We start from the raw sequence: 17,505 nt of genomic DNA, 5'->3' as shown, positions 1-17,505 counted from the left end.
CAAAACTCGAAGCGCAGGGCGCACCAGGGTGTAAACCTGGTGCGCCTGAGTATACCCGATTGCTGTACTTTTAAGAGAGACTTACAAATGGATTAAGTTAAATCCGATTACCAGTCCGCGTAAGGGATAAGCGGCTGCGGCGGTAAGTCCATATCGCCCTGCCAGCCTGCAGCAGAGTAGCGTACATAAAGCAGTGCGTGGCTTGGGGTATAATCTTTTGCTTCCTGAATATCCACACCGAGGCCCACAAACCAGTTGGACGTGACCCGGCGCTCGATAATGGCCCGTGCGGTATAACCCGTGCCAGAGGAGCTGCTGCCGGTTTCCATTTCGCCTCTGTCGGTGTAGCGACCGGGCTCATCGGTCGGAATCAGTCCCTGAATGGGGTAGCGCATCACGTCGTTAGTTTTAGAATGAGACCATGACACCGATCCGCCCAGCTCCCAGGACCAGTTCTCGGTACGTTTACGCCAGGTGACAGGCAACGCGAAGGAGACATACTCCTGCGGGCTGTAATAACCGCCCTGACCCAGGGTATAACCGCTCAGATCTTTATCGTAGTGCCAGAGCATGTTGCTCACGCCGACGGTCAGACGCTCATTGTTTTTATTGATGAGCTTGTAGTAGTAACCGGTCATCCAGCGGACGCGCCAGTTATCTTCCACATTTTTACCCGTCAGCGTTTCCGCATTCAGGCTCGACCAGACGCCGTGCGCCTCACCTTTGTCATAACTGATGCTCGCGCCACCGCCGGTTGCGCGCACGCCGCCCCAGGTGGTGCCGGTGTTGGTATCTTTTTGCCCGGCAAAGGCGAGCAGAGAGCTGGAGATCGGGCGACGATGGGCGTTAACGGTATAACCGATTGGCCCCAGGTCGCTGCTGTAGCTTACACCGCCGACCACGTCGACAACGTCAAAGCCCATCGGCGTGGTACCAATATCCCACGCCCAGGTTTTATTCTGCCAGCCCACGGCAATACTCGCGCCATTTGCTGACTGATGCGTGTTGCCGCTACACGGCGTTTCGTAACAGGTGCCCCATTTCGGATCGTAGGTACCGTTATCAGTGGAAAAGGACCCGGCATCCATATTGACCACATCGCTACGCAGGAACATACGGCCATCCGCCAGTGGCGCATCCGCCTGTAACATGGTGGTATGCGCTTTAAGATCGGAATAGCCGCCGGTGCCGCTGGAGCCCCAGTAATCATGCTGCAGCGTGACGTTAACATCCTGCTGACGGTACAAATCACCGGCGTCGCTACGCACGCCGCGTTTCAGCCAGTCGTCTTTTTCGTCGTTACGCGTCAGGCGGGTAAAGCTGTCATTGTCAGCCGGACGTGTCGTCGTAACGCCTGACGACACCATCGCATCTTTATACGTTTCCAGTGCCTGCTGAGGCTGACCATTTTGCGTCTGGAAACGGGCGGCATCACGTAATACCAGCGCGTTTTCCATAGATGCAGGCTGTGATTTCGCCCGAGGAATAATCTTGCTGAACGTCTGCTCTGCGGCGGCGGAATCCCCAAGGCCTGCCTGCGCCATCGCGATCCGGCGCTGCTTATTGAGCGACAGCGGCTCTCCGTTTTGCGCGGCAGGCAGTTTTGCCAGCGCGGCACGGGCTGCCTCTTTGTTGCCCTGGGCGCTATACACTTCGGTCAGACCGAGGATCGCATCTTCGTTCTGCGGTTCACGCTCCAGCACGGTGTTATAAGCCGTTTTCGCGGCCTCCAGATCGCCACGCTGCTGCGCCCAGTCCGCAAGGGTTAAGTCGATACGGGTAGAGGACGGCTGCTGGCGAAGGAGGTTTTCCGCCTCCTGCTCTTTGCCGCTGTCGCGCAGTCGGTTTGCCGTTTCCAGCGTCTGGTTACTCTGCAGGCGGTCAGCAAGCTCCTTAATATTGGCGTTCCACTGGCTGCGCGGAAGCGTCTCCAGATGCGTGAGCGCGGCCCGGTCCTGATCGTTTCCGGAGAGATACAGCCCACTGGCATACACCTGTTCCGGATCGGACGGTTTCTGGCTGGCAAGCTGGCGCATCAGGTTATCCGCCTGGCTGCGCTGGCCCGCGCTATAGAGATCGCGCGACAGACGGTAGGTTATCCAGACGTCGCCCGGAGAGAGCGCCAGACGACGACGCTGAATTTCCGCCGCCTGAGCGTATTGGCCCTGGTTTTCCAGCTGTTCCGCCTGGGCTGACAGCTGCTCGTTGGTCAGGCTACGTTCAATATCATCAATGCTTCGGCGCTGGCTGGCAGAGAGCGACTGGATAAACTGCGAGGCCTTTTCCGGGGACTGCGCACGATAAACATTGGCAAGGCCACGAACGGCATTGCTGTTACCGCTGTCCATACGCAGCGCCTGACGGTAATAACGTTCCGCCGCAGCCGTGTCTTTACGCGCCGCCGCGGCATCTCCCAGCCCCAGCACCGCATAACTGTCGGTATTGTCGAGGGCACGCGCCTGCTGGTAATAACGTTCCGCCTGCGCCGTATTGTTCGCTTTCAGGGCGGTATCACCCTGCTGGATCAGCAGCCAGTAGCGGTTAACTTTCAGCAAACTGTCCCATTTGCCACGGTTATCGCTCTGCGGATCGAGGGCGATCGCCTTTTCAAACTGCGCCACCGCACGGGCGCGATCGCCTTTCTGAGAGTACGCCTGTCCAAGCGCGCCCACGGCTTCGCTGTCGGCATGATTTGCGCTGACCGCTTTTTGCAGATCCGCCACCGCCTTATCGCCCTGCCCGGCATCCACCGCCGCCAGCCCTTGTGCTTTCGCACGGAACGTTGGGTCGGCGAGCTGTTTTTGCTGCGTATCAAGTTGAGTACGCGCCGCCGCTACGCTGTCGCCGTCGCTGAAGACGCTCAGGTATTTTTGCAGCGCGCTGACGCTGGCGTTGCTGACAGGCTGATCTTTGATCTGCTCATACCACATATCAGATGCCTGGCTGCGGCCATTGCTGGATTTGGCCATCTCCTGCAACACCGCAAAGCCTTCATCGCGGCGTCCGGTCTGGAACAGCAGCTGTGCCAGCGTGCCCTGCAGCTGCGTATTGCCCGGGCTGCTGGCGTTAATTTTCTTCAGCTGGTTAATGGCGACCCCACGGCGGGCAGGATCTTTCGCCACAACATTCCAGTATTCCGTCGCCACGTCACCGCCCGGCGGATTACCGTCAAAAAGCTTGTCATAGGCCGCAATGGCCTCCTGAGTATGACCCGTTGTAGCCAGTAACCGGGCCTGCTGTAACTGCTGACGGCCTTCAGGCGTAGAAAGCAGCATCGTATTGCGCGAGGACTGATACGCACTGGAGCCCGGCGCGATCCCTTTCAGACGATCCAGCTCTTTTTGCGCACCGGCGTTATCACCCTGACGAAGCAGGTAACGAAAGCGCGCCGCAATGACGTCGGGGTTGTTCGGGTCAATCAGCTCAAGGCGGTAGAGCGACTGACGAACCAAATCCTCACGCTGCGTCGATTCACCCAGCCGCACCTGTTGCAGCAGCTGTTGCTGCTGCGGGGAGTTAGCGGCCTGAGCCAGCGGCATCAGTGCCAGGCTAAGCGATAAACTGAGAAGATTTACTGTGAAGTTGCGCATTCCTGGCCCCAGTCCGGTATTAATTCACCTTGAGCGGTGAAGCGAAAACGATGCTGATCCCATCCTTGCCCGAAGAGAGTCAGTACGTAGCTGTAATAGGCATTATTATCGGGAAAATTATCTGCAACGCGCTGGCGCTGTACCGCCTGCGCATCACGCTGCTGTAAAAAAGGCAGCATCGCAGCGGAAAAGCCGACCGGCCCCTTGCCCGTCGGCTTCCCGCTCGCCACATCCACTTTTTCCGGCGGTACACCGTGTTTCGTGGTCATTGTCGCCATCGGCCGGAAGCGCGTAAGCAACCGGGCTTTCTGGGCGTCTTTGTCACTCATCATTCCGACCCAGAGGTAGACGCGGATGGCGTCGTAGCCGCCCACCAGCGATTTATCCTGCTGCAAATGCCAGCCTCTGTTTTTCTGATACTGCACCCAGTCCGGCGAAAACCCCTTTGGCGCCGTTTCCAGCAACAAGCGCAGGTTGGTTTCACGAAGGGTCGTCCACGGGGCACCAAAGCGCGTGAAATAGCTCGCTATCTGCGGAGGAAGATAGCTGGGGTTAAAGCGCCAGGCTTTCTCCTCGGCAAAACCGACCTTCCCGGGCAGCAGCATGGAGCCGAGTCCCGGTACTTTCACCACTTCCTCATGGGCAATGCGTTTAAGGAGCGCCTTACCCGTGCGGGTATAGTCCGGATGTTTCCACAGCCGGCCCGCCTCAAGCAGTGACCATGCAATCCAGACATCGGCATCCGAGGCGGAGTTGGTATCGATTATCGCCCAGTTGTCGTGGTCTTTCTGACCCCATAGCCAGGCGGGCAAATTATCGTTCAGATTGCCCCCGGCCAGATTGTCGCGCGTCCACGTCAGCAATTGATCAAAGGCTTTGCGATCGTTCGCGGCCAGGGCAAAGAACAACGCATAGCTTTGCCCTTCCGACGTGGTGATTTTGCGCGTGTCGATGGGATCAATGACACGCCCGCTCTCACTGATGTAATCCTTTTTAAACTGCTCCCAGGCAGGCCAGGTGCAGGCGGCGCGAAGAGGGATCGCCGCCAGCATCAACGCTGCTAACACACACCAGCGAAACGCTTTCATCGCCTGTTACTCATCCGGGTTAAGGCGACGACGGCTGATGATACGCAGCAGACGCCACAGCACCCACGCCAGCAACACCACGCTGACGGCGGCCAGGATAGCCAGCAGAACCGGATGGTTAGCCAGCGCATACCACAGACGCTCGAACCACGGCAGATGGCCCACATAGTACACATCGCCCACGCGCAGGCTATTGACCCCAGACTCGCGGATCACCGCCACCGAACCATACATCGCGGCACGTTTGCCGCTGTCGTTCATCGCGCTGTTGAGTAACGCATACCCACGCGGGCTGTCCGCCAGGAGCGCCACTACGCTACGCTGCTCGTTGTAAGGTGACTGGAAGCCAACCACCGCGGCCATTGGTCCCTGAGACGTAACGGTTGTCTGCACGCTGGCCTGACGATCGTTGATATCCGGCATAATGCTCGGGAACTCGGTCTGACGCAGTGGCGTGTTAACCCAGGACTGCGCCGCTTTGACCAGCAGATCGATACGCTTGTCATCCTTCAGCTTATCCGGGATGTTACCGATCACCATGATGTCCGCGTCTTTGTTTTGGATCTGGCTACCATCGTCAGTCAACGTGACGTTAATTGCCGGTAATCCGGTCTGCGCACCCACGGACGCCATGGTGTCCAGCAGGGTCGTCACCTGGCCCTCATTTGGTGCTTTTGGCATGACGACAATGGATTCAGAGAGATCGGCCATACGGCTGAACGGGAAGCTGGCATTGGCAAATGCACGCAGGTCCGGCATGGCAAGGAAGTGATAATACTTCGAGAAGTCGATGGTTGACTCATCACCAATCACAACGTGGTTCTGTACTTGCTGGAAGGTGATGCAGTTATCCACCGAGCCGCCAGGCATCGGGTTCATGTACTGGAAATCAAAGCGCAGCTGGTTGATCGCCCCAAGCTTCAGCGCCGGAATAGAGACGTCCGTTTTCCCGTCCAGCAGCCCCTGCAACACCGGCAGACGGAGCATCAGTCGGTTAGTATCCTGCGTGCTTGTCAGACTGAAAGATTGCAGGAACTGGTTGTTCAGGCTGATATCCATGCGTGAACTGTCTTTGGTTGCCGGCGCGGTGTAACGGTAGCTCAGATTGATATCAATGCCGTTGGTGCGCAGCAGGTACAGGTCTGGCGGCAGATTCAGTGACAGACTAATCGGGGCTGGCTCAAGCCCCGTCGCCTGCAGCTGTTCTTCATACGTTTTCAGTTCGCCAAACGTGACGGCACGGTCAGTACGCACCCAGTTTGGTGCATCATAAGGTTTACGCGGCAGCAGCGGTTTAACCTCATCCACCACCACGCTGTTTCCACGGAACAGAACGTTACCCTGGGCAATGCCCTTGGCCGCCTGCACCAGGTCTTTATCATCACGCCCGAAGACCACCAGCAGCTTCACGTACGGGTTATCCGGGTGGCTCATCATCTCAATGGTCGGCGCTTTTACGTCCGGGTGATCGCGCAGGAAGGCAGGACGTTTCGCGTTGGTCGCAAACACGATCGCGTTTCTGTCCGGCATTTTGTCGTACATCACCGGGAAGTTCTGCCCGCGCCAGCCGGAACGTGAACCAAACCACGATGCCACAATGGTGGCCGCCAGCTGCTCGGTGACGTCCGGAGACGCCGCAAACACCATTGGCAGCACTAACTGACGATTATCACGCGGATCAAAGAACGGAACCGGGAACGACGAGAGGTCGTTTTTCAGCGCCAGCGACTGGTAGGTCATCTGCAGCGAAGAGTTGCGTCCTACGTCTACCCACAGGGTATTGCTGGCAGGGTTCTCACAGACGTCACGGTAGTGACCGACAAACTCAAGACGTATGCGGTTAAAGTCGGTGATGAAAAGGGGGTTAATTGGCACCTGGGCCTGTGTTTTCTTACCCAGTTGCTCTTTCGTGACGGGCAGGACGTCCATCAGCTCATCATTCAGGTAAACCTTCAGCTGAGACTGTACCGGCAACAGCGACGGTGATGGCGTGTATTCAAGGTTCAGCATGGCGTGAGAGACAACCTCATCGCTGCGCATACCGAACTCAATGCCGCCGTTAGGGTTAATACCGCGCAGCACCATGCTGCCCGGCGGCGGCGCAATCTGCGCAAAGCTCAGCTTCACGTCCCGTGACGGGGCATCTTCCGCGACAATAGGCGCGTTTGCTCCCTGTACGCCCGGCATCACCTGACCGACGACATTGCTGTCTGCCGGCAGGGTGTTGCCGTCCGTAGGCTGGTTCGGAATGACGTTTTCCGTTTGACCGGGTGCCGCGGTGATAACCGGATCGGTCGCCTGGGCGACCACAGGCACCGTCGGAGCAGGCGTTGCCGCTGCGTTATCGGGTGCTGCGTTAGCCATCGTTGTGGGGAGCGCACTTACCCCCATTGCCACTGCACATAACCAGGAAAGTTTAGTTTTCATCGCGTTATCATCATTGTTGAGCCATAACCGGGTCCGCCTGCTTCGCCTCATCCCGCTCGGGACGACGAGGAACGAACGATACGATCCAGGAAACCAGCGAAGTAAGGGACCGGAAAATTAATTTCACCGACGACGGGGCAAATTCTGCAAGGTGACGATAGCCACGGAACCCCAGCTTCAGAATATCCAGCAGGCTTTCCAGAGGTTTATCTTCCGGGAAGCTGTCCTGCCAGAGAGCCCACGTGTCCGCGCGGGCAAACGTACACTGCACAAAATCAATATGTTGCTTTTTCGTCAGCGGCATCAGTTGCAGACCGACTTCATTACCGGCTACACGCACCACCTGCGTCGGGAAGACGTACTCCTGCTGGCCGCGTTTCAGCAGCAGGTTAACCTTCTGCCCTTCCAGCACCTTCGCCTGACCGTTGATTTTTATCCCCAGACCACCGTCTGAGAAGTCGTGCACGGTACAGGAGAAGAGGTGACCATCTTCACGGGCGATTGCCGCAGGCATGCAGATTTCCACGCGATGCGCACGGCGGACCTGTTTGCTCTCCACCGACACCGCAACCGCGCCGCCGAGGATAATCAGGTTGTAGAACACCCATGCCATACTCACGAACACGGTCAGGATCTCGTTTTCCGGGCCGTAGAAGTAGCGCCAGATACCGGCAATCACGCCCACGATATTCAGCAACACCAGGAAGATGTACGGCCGGGAGATGACCCAGTCGACATACTCCTCTTCCACCAGACCGCCCTTCGCGGTGACGTTGAATTTACCTTTGTGCGGGTTGATCAGCGCCACCATCGTCGGCGGCGCGATGTACCAGGCCAGCACCGTTTCGTAGATTTCACTCCAGAACGAATGGCGGTATTTACCCTGAATCTTCGAGTTCGTCAGGCTCGCGTGGATCATGTGCGGCAGAACAAACAGCGCAATCATCAGCGCAGGCGCGTAGATGATATAGGCGTGAAGAAGCAGGAACGCCAGCGGCGCGGTCAGGAAGATGAGGCGCGGGATACCGGACAGGAAGTGGAACATGGCGTTGACGTAGCACAGACGCTGCGCGAGTTTCAGCCCTTTCCCAATCAGGGGGTTATCGAGACGGAAAATCTGCACCATGCCGCGCGCCCAGCGAATACGCTGGCCGATGTGCGCCGAGAGAGATTCCGTTGCCAGACCCGCGGCCTGCGGAATACGCATATACGCGGAGGTGTAGCCCCGACGGTGCAGGCGCAGCGAGGTATGCGCATCTTCGGTGACCGTTTCGACGGCAATGCCACCGATCTCATCCAGCGGTTTACGGCGAATAACCGCACAGGAACCGCAGAAGAAGGTCGCATCCCACATGTCGTTCCCGTCCTGCACCAGGCCATAGAACAGCGTACCTTCATTAGGGGTTTTACGGAAACGGCCAAGGTTACGTTCAAATGGATCCGGCGAGAAGAAGTGGTGCGGCGTCTGCATCATCGCCAGCTCTTTCTCCTTCAGGAACCAGCCCATCGTCATCTGCAGGAACGAGCGCGTCGGCACGTGGTCGCAGTCAAAGATTGAGACAAACTCACCTTTGGCATACTTGAGGGCGTTATTGATGTTCCCGGCCTTGGCGTGTTCATGCGTGGTACGGGCGATGTACTCGACACCCACCTCTTCCGCGAACTGACGGAACGCCGGGCGGCCGCCGTCATCCAGGACCCAGATTTTGAGTTTATCTTTCGGCCAGTCGATACCCAGCGCGGCGTAAATCGTGTTTTTTACCACGCTCAGGTCTTCGTTGTAGGTCGGCACGAAGAGATCGACAGACGGCCATTGTGACGTGTCTTTTGGCAGCGGAACCGGCTGACGGTTGAGCGGCCAAATGACCTGGAAATACCCCAGCACCAGTACAACCCAGGCGTACGTTTCCGCAAACAGCAGAACCAGACCGCACACCAGGCTGACCGGGTCATCCCAGTTAAGCGTTGAGGTGTAACGCCACCAGATGTAGCGACAGGAGACGGTCAGCGACAGCACTATCAGCATCAGGGCGGAGAAGCGTCCCGGAATACGGCGCACCAGCAATGCCACGCCCCACAGCAGGATCAGGAAGGTGAACTGCGCCAGAGGGTTAAAGGGCTGCGTAATACAAACCAGGGCCAGAATGAGCGAGAAAACGACGATTACGCCGAGTATAAAACGCCGCAAGCCCGGGTGCAGATGCCCGAGCTCTTTATGGTTATCCAGATGGCTGGTCTTGTCACCCACGCGGTCAGGCAAACTGTCCAGCCACTGGTGATAGCGCTCACGTAAATGTTGCACGCGGGAGAAGCTGCGCCAGCGCGGCGCTTTGTGTTCTGAGCGGGACGACGTGGCCACCAGCCAGACAGCCTGAATGATATAACGCGCCGGATCCAACGGTCGCGGGCGGTCGGGATGAATATGCGGATATAACTCACTGTGCTGCGCACGAATGCGCTGCCAGCGCGGGTGTTCGAGGGGAATGAACGTCCAGGCCAGAATCATCCAGAAGCAGCCGAGCGCGGCGCTGAATGCCGAAGCTCCGTGCCGGCGAAAATGCCGGTAATGTTCGCTCAGACGCGAACTGACCGGCGGGATGAGTAACCAGCTGGCGAGACGGCTCATACAGAACTCCCTGCAGGCTCTGCCCCTTTGGCAAAGTGCAGCAGACACCAGTTCGCCAGCGTCAGGATCTCTTCTGCCGCCAGGGAATCGCTGCGGTATTCACCGAGTGGCTGTTTGGAGGCCAGGCATTCCGCCATGCCCTCATCACGATGGATAACAATCGGCAGCAGACGGCGCTGGCTTTGCAGCCAAACCTGATACAGGTCGTCCTGGATCTGGCTGCCAATGCGTAAATCATTAATCAGGATATGACCATTTTCAGGCAACCCTTGCTGATGCAGACGGATATGGCAATTCGCGTCGACGTTCACAATCGACAGCACGCGATCGCACTGCGCCATAAGCTGTCGGGTCAGCGTGCCGGCGCCGTGCGGCAGATCCAGAAGGATCCACTTATAATGGCCTTTTTCTTTCAGCTCCTGCAGCGCGACGGTGAACTGGGAAAACAGACGCTGATAGGCAGCTTCATTTTCACGCTCGGTAGTGGTCAATTGGCCAAATGGCAGTAAATCAAGCTGCGAGGTATAACGCATACCCGCATCGCGCCAGTCTTTATCATCAAGCAGCGCGCGAGCCCAACCCTCTGTACGCGTAAAGTCGACATTAAACGACATGCGCAGCAAATTATCGGCACAGGCGTCAATCACCAATACCGATTCACCTAAAAGCTGTAATGACCACGCCAGCGCCGCGGTAACGGATGTTGTACCTACTCCACCACGGACGCCCTGTAATCCTAGTATGGCCATCAATGGCTCCCTTATTGTTGTTGGGCAAATTCAGCTAATAGCGGCCAACGTTTAATAGCCGCGGCCAACTGTTCCCGCTGGGAAATGTCGGTGTAATCTATTTCAGGTAATGAAAACGCCTGCGTCAGCGCCAGAAAGTCGTTCTGGAATGTGTAACCCAGGGTTGAGTCGACTGGGGTGCCGGGTTCGTTATTATCCATTCTATTCCATCCCTTTGAGTAAAATCGCACAATCAGAAGTAGCGAGGCTTCCTGCCCTATCAAATTTCATTTACATGCTAAATCTGATGTTCTTTAATTTCAATGTTAGGTTTATTTCTACGCTTTCGCTAGTAAACTGAGATACAGAGAAATTAAACGAAAAGAGGGACACCGTGGACTCCATATTTTCTATTGGCATCCAGTCATTATGGGACGAATTGAGCCACATGCCAGTCGGAGGAGTCTGGTGGATTAATACGGATCGTAATGAAGATGCTATCAGTCTGGTAAACAAGACAATTGCCGCTCAGGGCAAGGATTCCCGCGTGGCCGTCGTGAGCATGGGCGAAGAGCCAAAGAAAATTATCACCCTTGAAAACGATCGCGGTCCGCAGACGGTGCGATTATTTTCCATGCCTGCGGAGGCCGATAGTCTATACTTTTTGTCCCGCGACATTCAGTGCTCTATTGATCCGGATCACTATCTGGTGATTCTGAAATGCTCAAATAACGCCCTGCAAAATATCCCTGCTGAAAAACTACTGCCCTGGCTGGAAAAAATCAATAAATGGGCAAAATTTCAAAATTGCACGCTATTGATAGTCAATCCTGGCAGTAATAATGACAAACTGTTTTCCCTTTTAATGGGCGAATATCGCTCCCTGTTTGGTCTGGTGAGTCTTCGGAACCAGGCAGACAGCTATCTCTACGATATTGCGTTCTGGTGTAATGAAAAAGGCGTAAGCGCCAGACAACAGCTCACCCTTAAACATATTGAGGGCGAATGGCACCTGGCGCACCAGGAAGAAACCGTGGTGCAACCGCGCAGCGATGAAAAACGAATCCTGAGCCATATTGCCGTTTTAGAGGGGGCACCTGCGCTCTCGGAAAATTGGTCGTTGTTTGATTCTAACGAAGCGCTTTTTAATGAAGCTCGCACAACCCAGGCGGCAACCATTGTTTTTTCGCTCATGCAAAATAACCAGATTGAAACGCTGGCGCGACAGATCCACACCTTACGTCGCCAGCGCGGAAGCGCCTTAAAAATAGTGGTGCGCGAAAATAACACCAGCCTTCGCGCCACGGATGAGCGCCTGCTTCTGGGCTGCGGTGCCAATATGGTGATTCCGTGGAATGCGCCGTTATCACGCTGCCTGACGCTTCTCGAAAGCGTTCAGGGTCAGCAGTTCAACCGTCACGTACCGGAAGATATCTCCACCCTGCTCTCCATGACGCAGCCGATGAAGCTGCGCGGATACCAGAAATGGGATACCTTCTGCGACGCCGTCGGCAACATGATGAGCAACACGCTGCTTCCTGCAGACGGGAAAGGGGTGATGGTTGCCCTGCGCCCGGTACCGGGTATCCGCGTTGAACAGGCGCTCACGTTATGCCGTCCGAACCGCACAGGAGACATCATGACCATCGGCGACAACCGCCTGGTGCTGTTCTTGTCCTTCTGCCGGATAAACGATCTTGATACCGCCCTTAACCATATCTTCCCCCTGCCAACCGGGGATATTTTCTCGAACCGTATGATCTGGTTCGAAGATAATTCTATCAGTGCAGAGCTGGTGCAGATGCGCGCCCTCGAGCCTGAACAATGGGCGAAACCGCTCACCGTGAAGAGCGATGCCAAACCGATTCTCAACGCCCGACATGACGGACACGTCTGGCGGCGAATACCGGAACCCCTTCGCCTGTTAACTGAGAATGGGGAGAACGCACCATCATGAATATCAGCGATATCATTCAACTGGTCGTATTCTGTGCGCTGATCTTTTTCCCGCTTGGCTACTATGCACGCCATTCCATACGCCGTATCCGCGATACGGCCAGAGTGCTGTTTGTAAAACCTCGCTATGTAAAACCAGCCGGAACACTGACACGGGCATCACACGTCAAGGCAGACCGAAAACATGACTAATTCTACCTATACCGCTTCGTCACCATCGCCGCTCTGGCAATACTGGCGCGGCCTTTCCGGCTGGAACTTCTACTTTCTGGTGAAGTTTGGTCTGCTGTGGGCAGGCTATCTGAATTTCCATCCCCTGCTCAACCTGGTGTTTATGGCTTTCCTGCTGATGCCTTTGCCCAATATCAGGCTGCATCGCTTGCGTCACTGGATTGCTATCCCTGTCGGCTTTGCTCTGTTCTGGCATGACACCTGGCTGCCGGGACCGGACAGCATTATGAGTCAGGGTTCGCAGGTGGCAGGGTTTAGCGCCAGCTATGTCCTTGACCTGACCGAGCGCTTTATTAACTGGCAAATGATAGGTGCCGTCTTTGTGCTGCTGGTAGCCTGGCTGTTCCTGTCACAATGGATCCGCGTCACGGTATTTGTCGTCGCCATTATGATCTGGCTGAACGTGCTGACGCTTGCAGGTCCAGACTTCTCCCTGTGGCCCGCGGGTCAACCCACGACCACGGTGACCACTACCGGGGGAAGTGCAGCGGCAACCGTCACGACGGCAGGTGATACGCCTGTGGTCGGCGATATCCCGACGCAGACCGCACCGCCGACGTCCACTAACCTGAACGCCTGGCTCTCCAGCTTCTATACCGCAGAAGATAAACGTCAGACCAAATTCCCGGAAGCCCTGCCGGCGGATGCTCAGCCGTTTGAGCTGCTGGTGATCAACATCTGTTCACTCTCCTGGGCTGACGTCGATGCCGCGGGTTTGATGTCTCACCCGCTGTGGTCCCATTTCGATATCCAGTTTAAAGACTTTAACTCTGCCACCTCGTACAGCGGCCCGGCGGCAATTCGCCTGCTTCGTGCAAGCTGCGGTCAGACATCGCATAAGAACCTGTATCAACCCGCCGGCAACCAGTGTTATCTGTTCGATAACCTCTCAAAACTGGGCTTCACGCAGCATCTGATGCTGGGACATAACGGCCAGTTCGGTAACTTCCTGAAAGAGGTGCGCGAACAGGGTGGTATGCAGGCACAGCTGATGGATCAAACCGGACTGCCGGTCACTCTGCTGGGCTTTGACGGTTCACCTGTTTATGACGATACCGCCGTGCTGCAACGCTGGCTGAAGACCATCGAAAAAGACAGTAATCCGCGCAGTGCAACGTTCTACAACACGCTGCCGCTTCACGATGGTAACCACTTCCCTGGCGTGAGCAAAACGGCCGATTATAAAGTTCGTGCGCAGAAATTCTTTGATGAACTGGACGCATTCTTTACGGAGCTGGATAAATCGGGCCGTAAAGTGATGGTGGTTGTGGTACCTGAACACGGCGCCGCGCTGAAAGGCGACAGGATGCAGGTGTCAGGTCTGCGTGATATCCCTAGCCCGTCTATTACCAACGTACCGGCAGGCATTAAATTCTTTGGTATGAAGGCACCTCATCAGGGCGCACCGATTGAGATCGCTCAGCCAACCAGCTATCTGGCCATTTCAGAACTGGTTGCCCGCGCGGTTGACGGCAAACTGTTTGTGGAAGACAGCGTGAACTGGGATCAGCTCACCAGTAACCTGCCGCAAACTGCCGAAGTCTCTGAGAACGCGAACGCGGTCGTGATTCAGTATCAGAACAAACCATACGTTCGCCTGAACGGTGGAGACTGGGTACCTTATCCGCAGTAAACCGCATTTCCCTCTCCCCCCAGGGGAGAGGGCTCACCCGTTCCGTTATGGCTGCTCAGCAAGCCATACAAGCATTTTCAGGCTTGCGGAGTAGTAATCATCCTTTGCAGTGATCTCGGGTTCTCCGGATGGCTGTCCCATCGTTAAATCACGTACCGCCAGCAGCCCCCCTTCCATCATGTAAGGCGCATATTCATTGGTCGTCACGTTTACCCATGCGGGAGTTTGTTCGCGGGGGAACTGACCGAACCAGGCTCGCCACGGCGTTAACAGCGGGCTCTTCTTATCAGACCAGGCCAGGTAAAGTGGAATGCGGATCGCGTCGTAGCTCATCCGTGGCGGCCAGGCTTTGGCCGGGGACAACGTGCCCGTAGAGTCCAGCGAGACCCAGTCCGTGGGAAGCCTGGCTTTACCCGATCCCATTTTTGCCAGCAAACGATGGCCATCCTGAATCAACTTGCCCCAGACCGGCGAATGGCTGCGACTGGCAAAGGCCTGCCAGGCCGGGAAGACGAAATAAGAGGGGTTAAGCACGATCTCGCCGTCGAGGGTAAACCCCTGAACGCCGGGCAGCATCACGCGGTAACCCGCATAACGGGTCACGGTGTGGCTAATGAGTGCTTTCGTTATCGCATCCGATGCGGCACTGTACTGTTTGTCATGCCAGCGCGTATCCGCTTTCAACAGCGCCCAGGCAATCAGTACATCGCCATCGGCGGCGTTATTTTTGTCGGCAATCGGGTTGGACTCGGCAGGGTTATAACGCCAGTAAAACAGACCATTTTCTTTGTTCTTCAGCGTACTGTCAGTCCATTTCCAGAGCTTATCGAACGTGGCTTTATCGTCGTTAGCCACCGCCATCAGCATGGCGAAGCCCTGGCCTTCAGTATGCGAAACATTACCGTTGCCGGTATCGACAATCCGCCCTTCAGGCGTAAAGAAGCGTGCTTTGTAACTCTCCCAGGCCTGGCCCGCCTGAGAAAGGGGGGAGAACAGTAAACTCATCATGACGGCCAGAGCGGCGCATGCGGGTTTTCGCATAATGGGTTATTCCGCGCTGCGCAGTGAAATCTCACCGCCCACCCAGGGTTTAATCACGCCATCCTGCTCCAGGAGCAACGCGCCCTGTGCGTCGATGCCGCGGGAAATACCGTAGATCTCTTTATCACCAATCAGCAATTTCACCGGACGGTTAATAAAGTTATCCAGCTTTTCCCAACGGGACAGGAAGGATGCCAGCCCCTCTTGTTCAAAGAGCGAAAGCGAACTGCGTAATTCTTTAATCATACGCACGGCAAGGGTGTTGCGATCGATGGTGATCCCCGCTTCCTGCAGGTTGGTCCACGCCTGATTCACCACGTCATTTTGTACATTGCGCATCACCATATTGAGGCCTGCACCAATGACAATTTGCGCCGCGTCGCCTGTTTTACCCGTTAATTCAACGAGAATACCGGCAAGTTTACGATCGTTCAGATAAAGATCGTTTGGCCATTTCACCCGCACCTTATCAGCGCCCAGATCGTGCAACACTTCTGCCATCACAATCCCGATGACCAGACTCAGGCCAACAGCAGCAGCGGGACCCTGCTCCAGACGCCAGTACATGGAGAGATAGAGGTTGGCACCAAATGGCGAAAACCACTTGCGGCCTCGACGGCCACGCCCGGCCTGCTGGTACTCGGCTACACAGGCATCCCCGGAGGATAATTCGCTGAGTCGATCCATAAGGTACTGGTTGGTCGAATCGATCACCGGCAAGACCGCAACATTGCCATGCTCTACCTGGCTGCGGATCAGCTCTTCATTCAGCAGCTGAATCGGCTCCGGCAGGCTGTAGCCTTTTCCGGGTACCGTAAAGACATCAACACCCCAGTCGCGGAGGGTCTGGATATGCTTGTTAATGGCGGCACGGCTCATGCCCAGGTGTTCACCCAGCTGCTCGCCGGAATGGAATTCACCGTCGGCAAGAATGCTTATCAGGGTTAAAGGGATAGTATTGTCCTTCACGCGATAACCTCCACGGCATTCACTTCACCCGTACGGCCAATGAAGCGGACCTCTGGCTCCAGCCAGACGTTAAATTTTTCGCCCACTTGCTGACGGACGTGATGGGCCAACTGGACAACATCCTCGCTGGTCGCATCGTTTTGGTTAATCAGCACCAGAGCCTGCTGGCGATGAACGGCCGCACCGCCCACGGAGGCACCTTTTAACTGGCATTGATCGATAAGCCAGCCTGCGGCCAGCTTCACGCTACCATCCGCCTGTGGGTAATGGGGTGCGGCAGGCCAACCTGCAAGAAACGCTTGGGCGTTTTCGCTGCTGATAACCGGGTTTTTGAAGAAGCTTCCCGCATTTCCATTCACTTTAGGATCAGGAAGCTTGGTCGTGCGCATATGGCACACCGAGTCAAAGACGTCACGGGCAGTCGCCGTTTCGGGATCGAGACGCGTTAAATCACCGTAGGTTAGCACCGGCTGCCAGTTTTTTGACAGACGCAGGCCTACGGCGATAATCACGTAGCGATCCTGATATTCATGCTTGAAAATACTGTCACGGTAGCCAAAACGGCACTGTTCAGCGGTTAAACGCTGAGCCGCGCCGGTCGCCAGCTCAATACAATCTACGTATTCACAAACGTGTTTCAGTTCGATGCCATAGGCACCGATATTTTGAATGGGGGATGATCCGGCGCAGCCAGGGATAAGGGCAAGGTTTTCCAGTCCAGGCATCCCTTTGTCCAGGGTGTATTGCACCAGATGATGCCAGTTTTCACCGGCGCCAACGTGCAAATGCCAGCTATCGGTACGCTCTTCCACATCAATTCCCATGATGCGGTTAACGATCACCGTTCCCGCAAAATCATCGAGAAACAGGACATTACTTCCTTCGCCCAGAATCAGTACAGGTTCGTCTTGTTCTGTTGCGCTTTGCCAGGCATCCAGCAGCTGCTGTGCAGTATCGGCACGTACAATTTTATTAGCATTACGTTGAATGCCAAAGGTATTCCAGGGCTTAAGGGAGTGATTCATAGACGCTATCCTGAGACAAAAACCGGGATAGTTTACCGTATATACGGGGGGATAGGTGATTAGTTTAGAGCAACGAGGAAGGGATAAAAACGCAAAAAGGCCATCCTTTCGGATGGCCTCTTCACTTATTTGATGCCTGGCAGTTCCCTACTCTCACATGGGGAGACCCCACACTACCATCGGCGCTACGG

12 protein-coding genes are annotated in these 17,505 nt (G+C 55.9%); 3 read left to right on the top strand and 9 right to left on the bottom strand.

Features of this window, described 5'->3' with window-relative positions:
• Positions 1 to 107 precede the first annotated feature (107 nt).
• The 6 genes from bcsC to bcsR are packed head-to-tail and all read right to left on the bottom strand — an operon-like array spanning position 108 to position 10,680.
• Positions 108 to 3,590 carry a cellulose synthase complex outer membrane protein BcsC gene (gene bcsC, locus AAIR21_RS12935; protein ID WP_183516868.1) on the bottom strand — a complete coding sequence of 1,161 codons (3,483 nt, stop codon included), beginning with the start codon at positions 3,588 to 3,590 and terminating at the stop codon, positions 108 to 110.
• On the bottom strand, positions 3,572 to 4,678 hold the full coding sequence (bcsZ, locus tag AAIR21_RS12930) for a cellulose synthase complex periplasmic endoglucanase BcsZ (protein ID WP_183516867.1): 1,107 nt from the start codon (positions 4,676 to 4,678) through the stop codon (positions 3,572 to 3,574). The genes bcsC and bcsZ overlap by 19 nt, the downstream gene beginning before the upstream one ends.
• A 6-nt stretch (positions 4,679 to 4,684) precedes the next feature.
• Positions 4,685 to 7,105, bottom strand: coding sequence for a cellulose biosynthesis cyclic di-GMP-binding regulatory protein BcsB (gene bcsB / locus AAIR21_RS12925; RefSeq protein WP_032670490.1), 2,421 nt, complete (start codon positions 7,103 to 7,105; stop codon positions 4,685 to 4,687).
• Between the two features lie 10 nt (positions 7,106 to 7,115).
• Positions 7,116 to 9,731, bottom strand: a complete 2,616-nt coding sequence (bcsA, locus tag AAIR21_RS12920; protein WP_047355815.1) for a UDP-forming cellulose synthase catalytic subunit — start codon at positions 9,729 to 9,731, stop codon at positions 7,116 to 7,118.
• Positions 9,728 to 10,480: a cellulose biosynthesis protein BcsQ gene (bcsQ, locus tag AAIR21_RS12915; protein WP_020884482.1), complete on the bottom strand. Its 753-nt coding sequence runs from the start codon at positions 10,478 to 10,480 to the stop codon at positions 9,728 to 9,730. Before bcsQ ends, bcsA begins: the two co-directional genes overlap by 4 nt.
• Before the next feature lie 11 nt (positions 10,481 to 10,491).
• Positions 10,492 to 10,680, bottom strand: coding sequence for a cellulose biosynthesis protein BcsR (gene bcsR, locus AAIR21_RS12910; protein ID WP_020884481.1), 189 nt, complete (start codon positions 10,678 to 10,680; stop codon positions 10,492 to 10,494).
• Between the two features lie 173 nt (positions 10,681 to 10,853).
• On the opposite strand from bcsR, the gene bcsE reads away from it, so the two are divergent.
• Genes bcsE through bcsG form a run of 3 tightly spaced genes read left to right on the top strand, consistent with a single transcriptional unit; the run spans position 10,854 to position 14,279 of the window.
• Complete coding sequence (gene bcsE / locus AAIR21_RS12905) at positions 10,854 to 12,416, top strand: cellulose biosynthesis c-di-GMP-binding protein BcsE (RefSeq protein ID WP_183516866.1); 1,563 nt, start codon at positions 10,854 to 10,856, stop codon at positions 12,414 to 12,416.
• Positions 12,410 to 12,607, top strand: coding sequence for a cellulose biosynthesis protein BcsF (gene bcsF, locus AAIR21_RS12900; RefSeq protein WP_025202797.1), 198 nt, complete (start codon positions 12,410 to 12,412; stop codon positions 12,605 to 12,607). The genes bcsE and bcsF overlap by 7 nt, the downstream gene beginning before the upstream one ends.
• Positions 12,600 to 14,279 (top strand): cellulose biosynthesis protein BcsG, encoded by a 1,680-nt coding sequence (bcsG, locus tag AAIR21_RS12895; protein ID WP_020884479.1) that lies wholly within the window; start codon positions 12,600 to 12,602, stop codon positions 14,277 to 14,279. Before bcsF ends, bcsG begins: the two co-directional genes overlap by 8 nt.
• A gap of 45 nt (positions 14,280 to 14,324) precedes the next feature.
• Here the strand turns inward: bcsG and AAIR21_RS12890 are convergent, their stop codons facing one another.
• The 3 genes from AAIR21_RS12890 to murB are packed head-to-tail and all read right to left on the bottom strand — an operon-like array spanning position 14,325 to position 17,314.
• A complete protein-coding gene (locus tag AAIR21_RS12890; RefSeq protein WP_183516865.1) occupies positions 14,325 to 15,320 on the bottom strand; it encodes a glycosyl hydrolase family 8 in 996 nt (331 codons plus the stop codon).
• 6 nt (positions 15,321 to 15,326) lie between these two features.
• Positions 15,327 to 16,289, bottom strand: a complete 963-nt coding sequence (gene birA, locus AAIR21_RS12885; RefSeq protein ID WP_032680102.1) for a bifunctional biotin--[acetyl-CoA-carboxylase] ligase/biotin operon repressor BirA — start codon at positions 16,287 to 16,289, stop codon at positions 15,327 to 15,329.
• Complete coding sequence (gene murB / locus AAIR21_RS12880; RefSeq protein WP_063215133.1) at positions 16,286 to 17,314, bottom strand: UDP-N-acetylmuramate dehydrogenase; 1,029 nt, start codon at positions 17,312 to 17,314, stop codon at positions 16,286 to 16,288. The genes birA and murB overlap by 4 nt, the downstream gene beginning before the upstream one ends.
• Positions 17,315 to 17,505 lie beyond the last annotated feature (191 nt).

It is taken from the genome of Enterobacter sp. PTB (assembly GCF_051130085.1).
In the GTDB taxonomy this organism is placed as follows: Bacteria; Pseudomonadota; Gammaproteobacteria; order Enterobacterales; family Enterobacteriaceae; genus Enterobacter; species Enterobacter ludwigii.
This window is presented reverse-complemented; position numbering and strand designations above follow the sequence as displayed.

Coding starts and splice junctions, on each gene's coding strand:
- bcsR (WP_020884481.1), bottom strand. CDS start 10,680: ATGGATAATAACGAACCCGGCACCCCAGTCGACTCAACCCTGGGTTAC.
- bcsQ (WP_020884482.1), bottom strand. CDS start 10,480: ATGGCCATACTAGGATTACAGGGCGTCCGTGGTGGAGTAGGTACAACA.
- murB (WP_063215133.1), bottom strand. CDS start 17,314: ATGAATCACTCCCTTAAGCCCTGGAATACCTTTGGCATTCAACGTAAT.
- bcsC (WP_183516868.1), bottom strand. CDS start 3,590: ATGCGCAACTTCACAGTAAATCTTCTCAGTTTATCGCTTAGCCTGGCA.
- bcsZ (WP_183516867.1), bottom strand. CDS start 4,678: ATGAAAGCGTTTCGCTGGTGTGTGTTAGCAGCGTTGATGCTGGCGGCG.
- bcsB (WP_032670490.1), bottom strand. CDS start 7,105: ATGAAAACTAAACTTTCCTGGTTATGTGCAGTGGCAATGGGGGTAAGT.
- bcsG (WP_020884479.1), top strand. CDS start 12,600: ATGACTAATTCTACCTATACCGCTTCGTCACCATCGCCGCTCTGGCAA.
- bcsA (WP_047355815.1), bottom strand. CDS start 9,731: ATGAGCCGTCTCGCCAGCTGGTTACTCATCCCGCCGGTCAGTTCGCGT.
- AAIR21_RS12890 (WP_183516865.1), bottom strand. CDS start 15,320: ATGCGAAAACCCGCATGCGCCGCTCTGGCCGTCATGATGAGTTTACTG.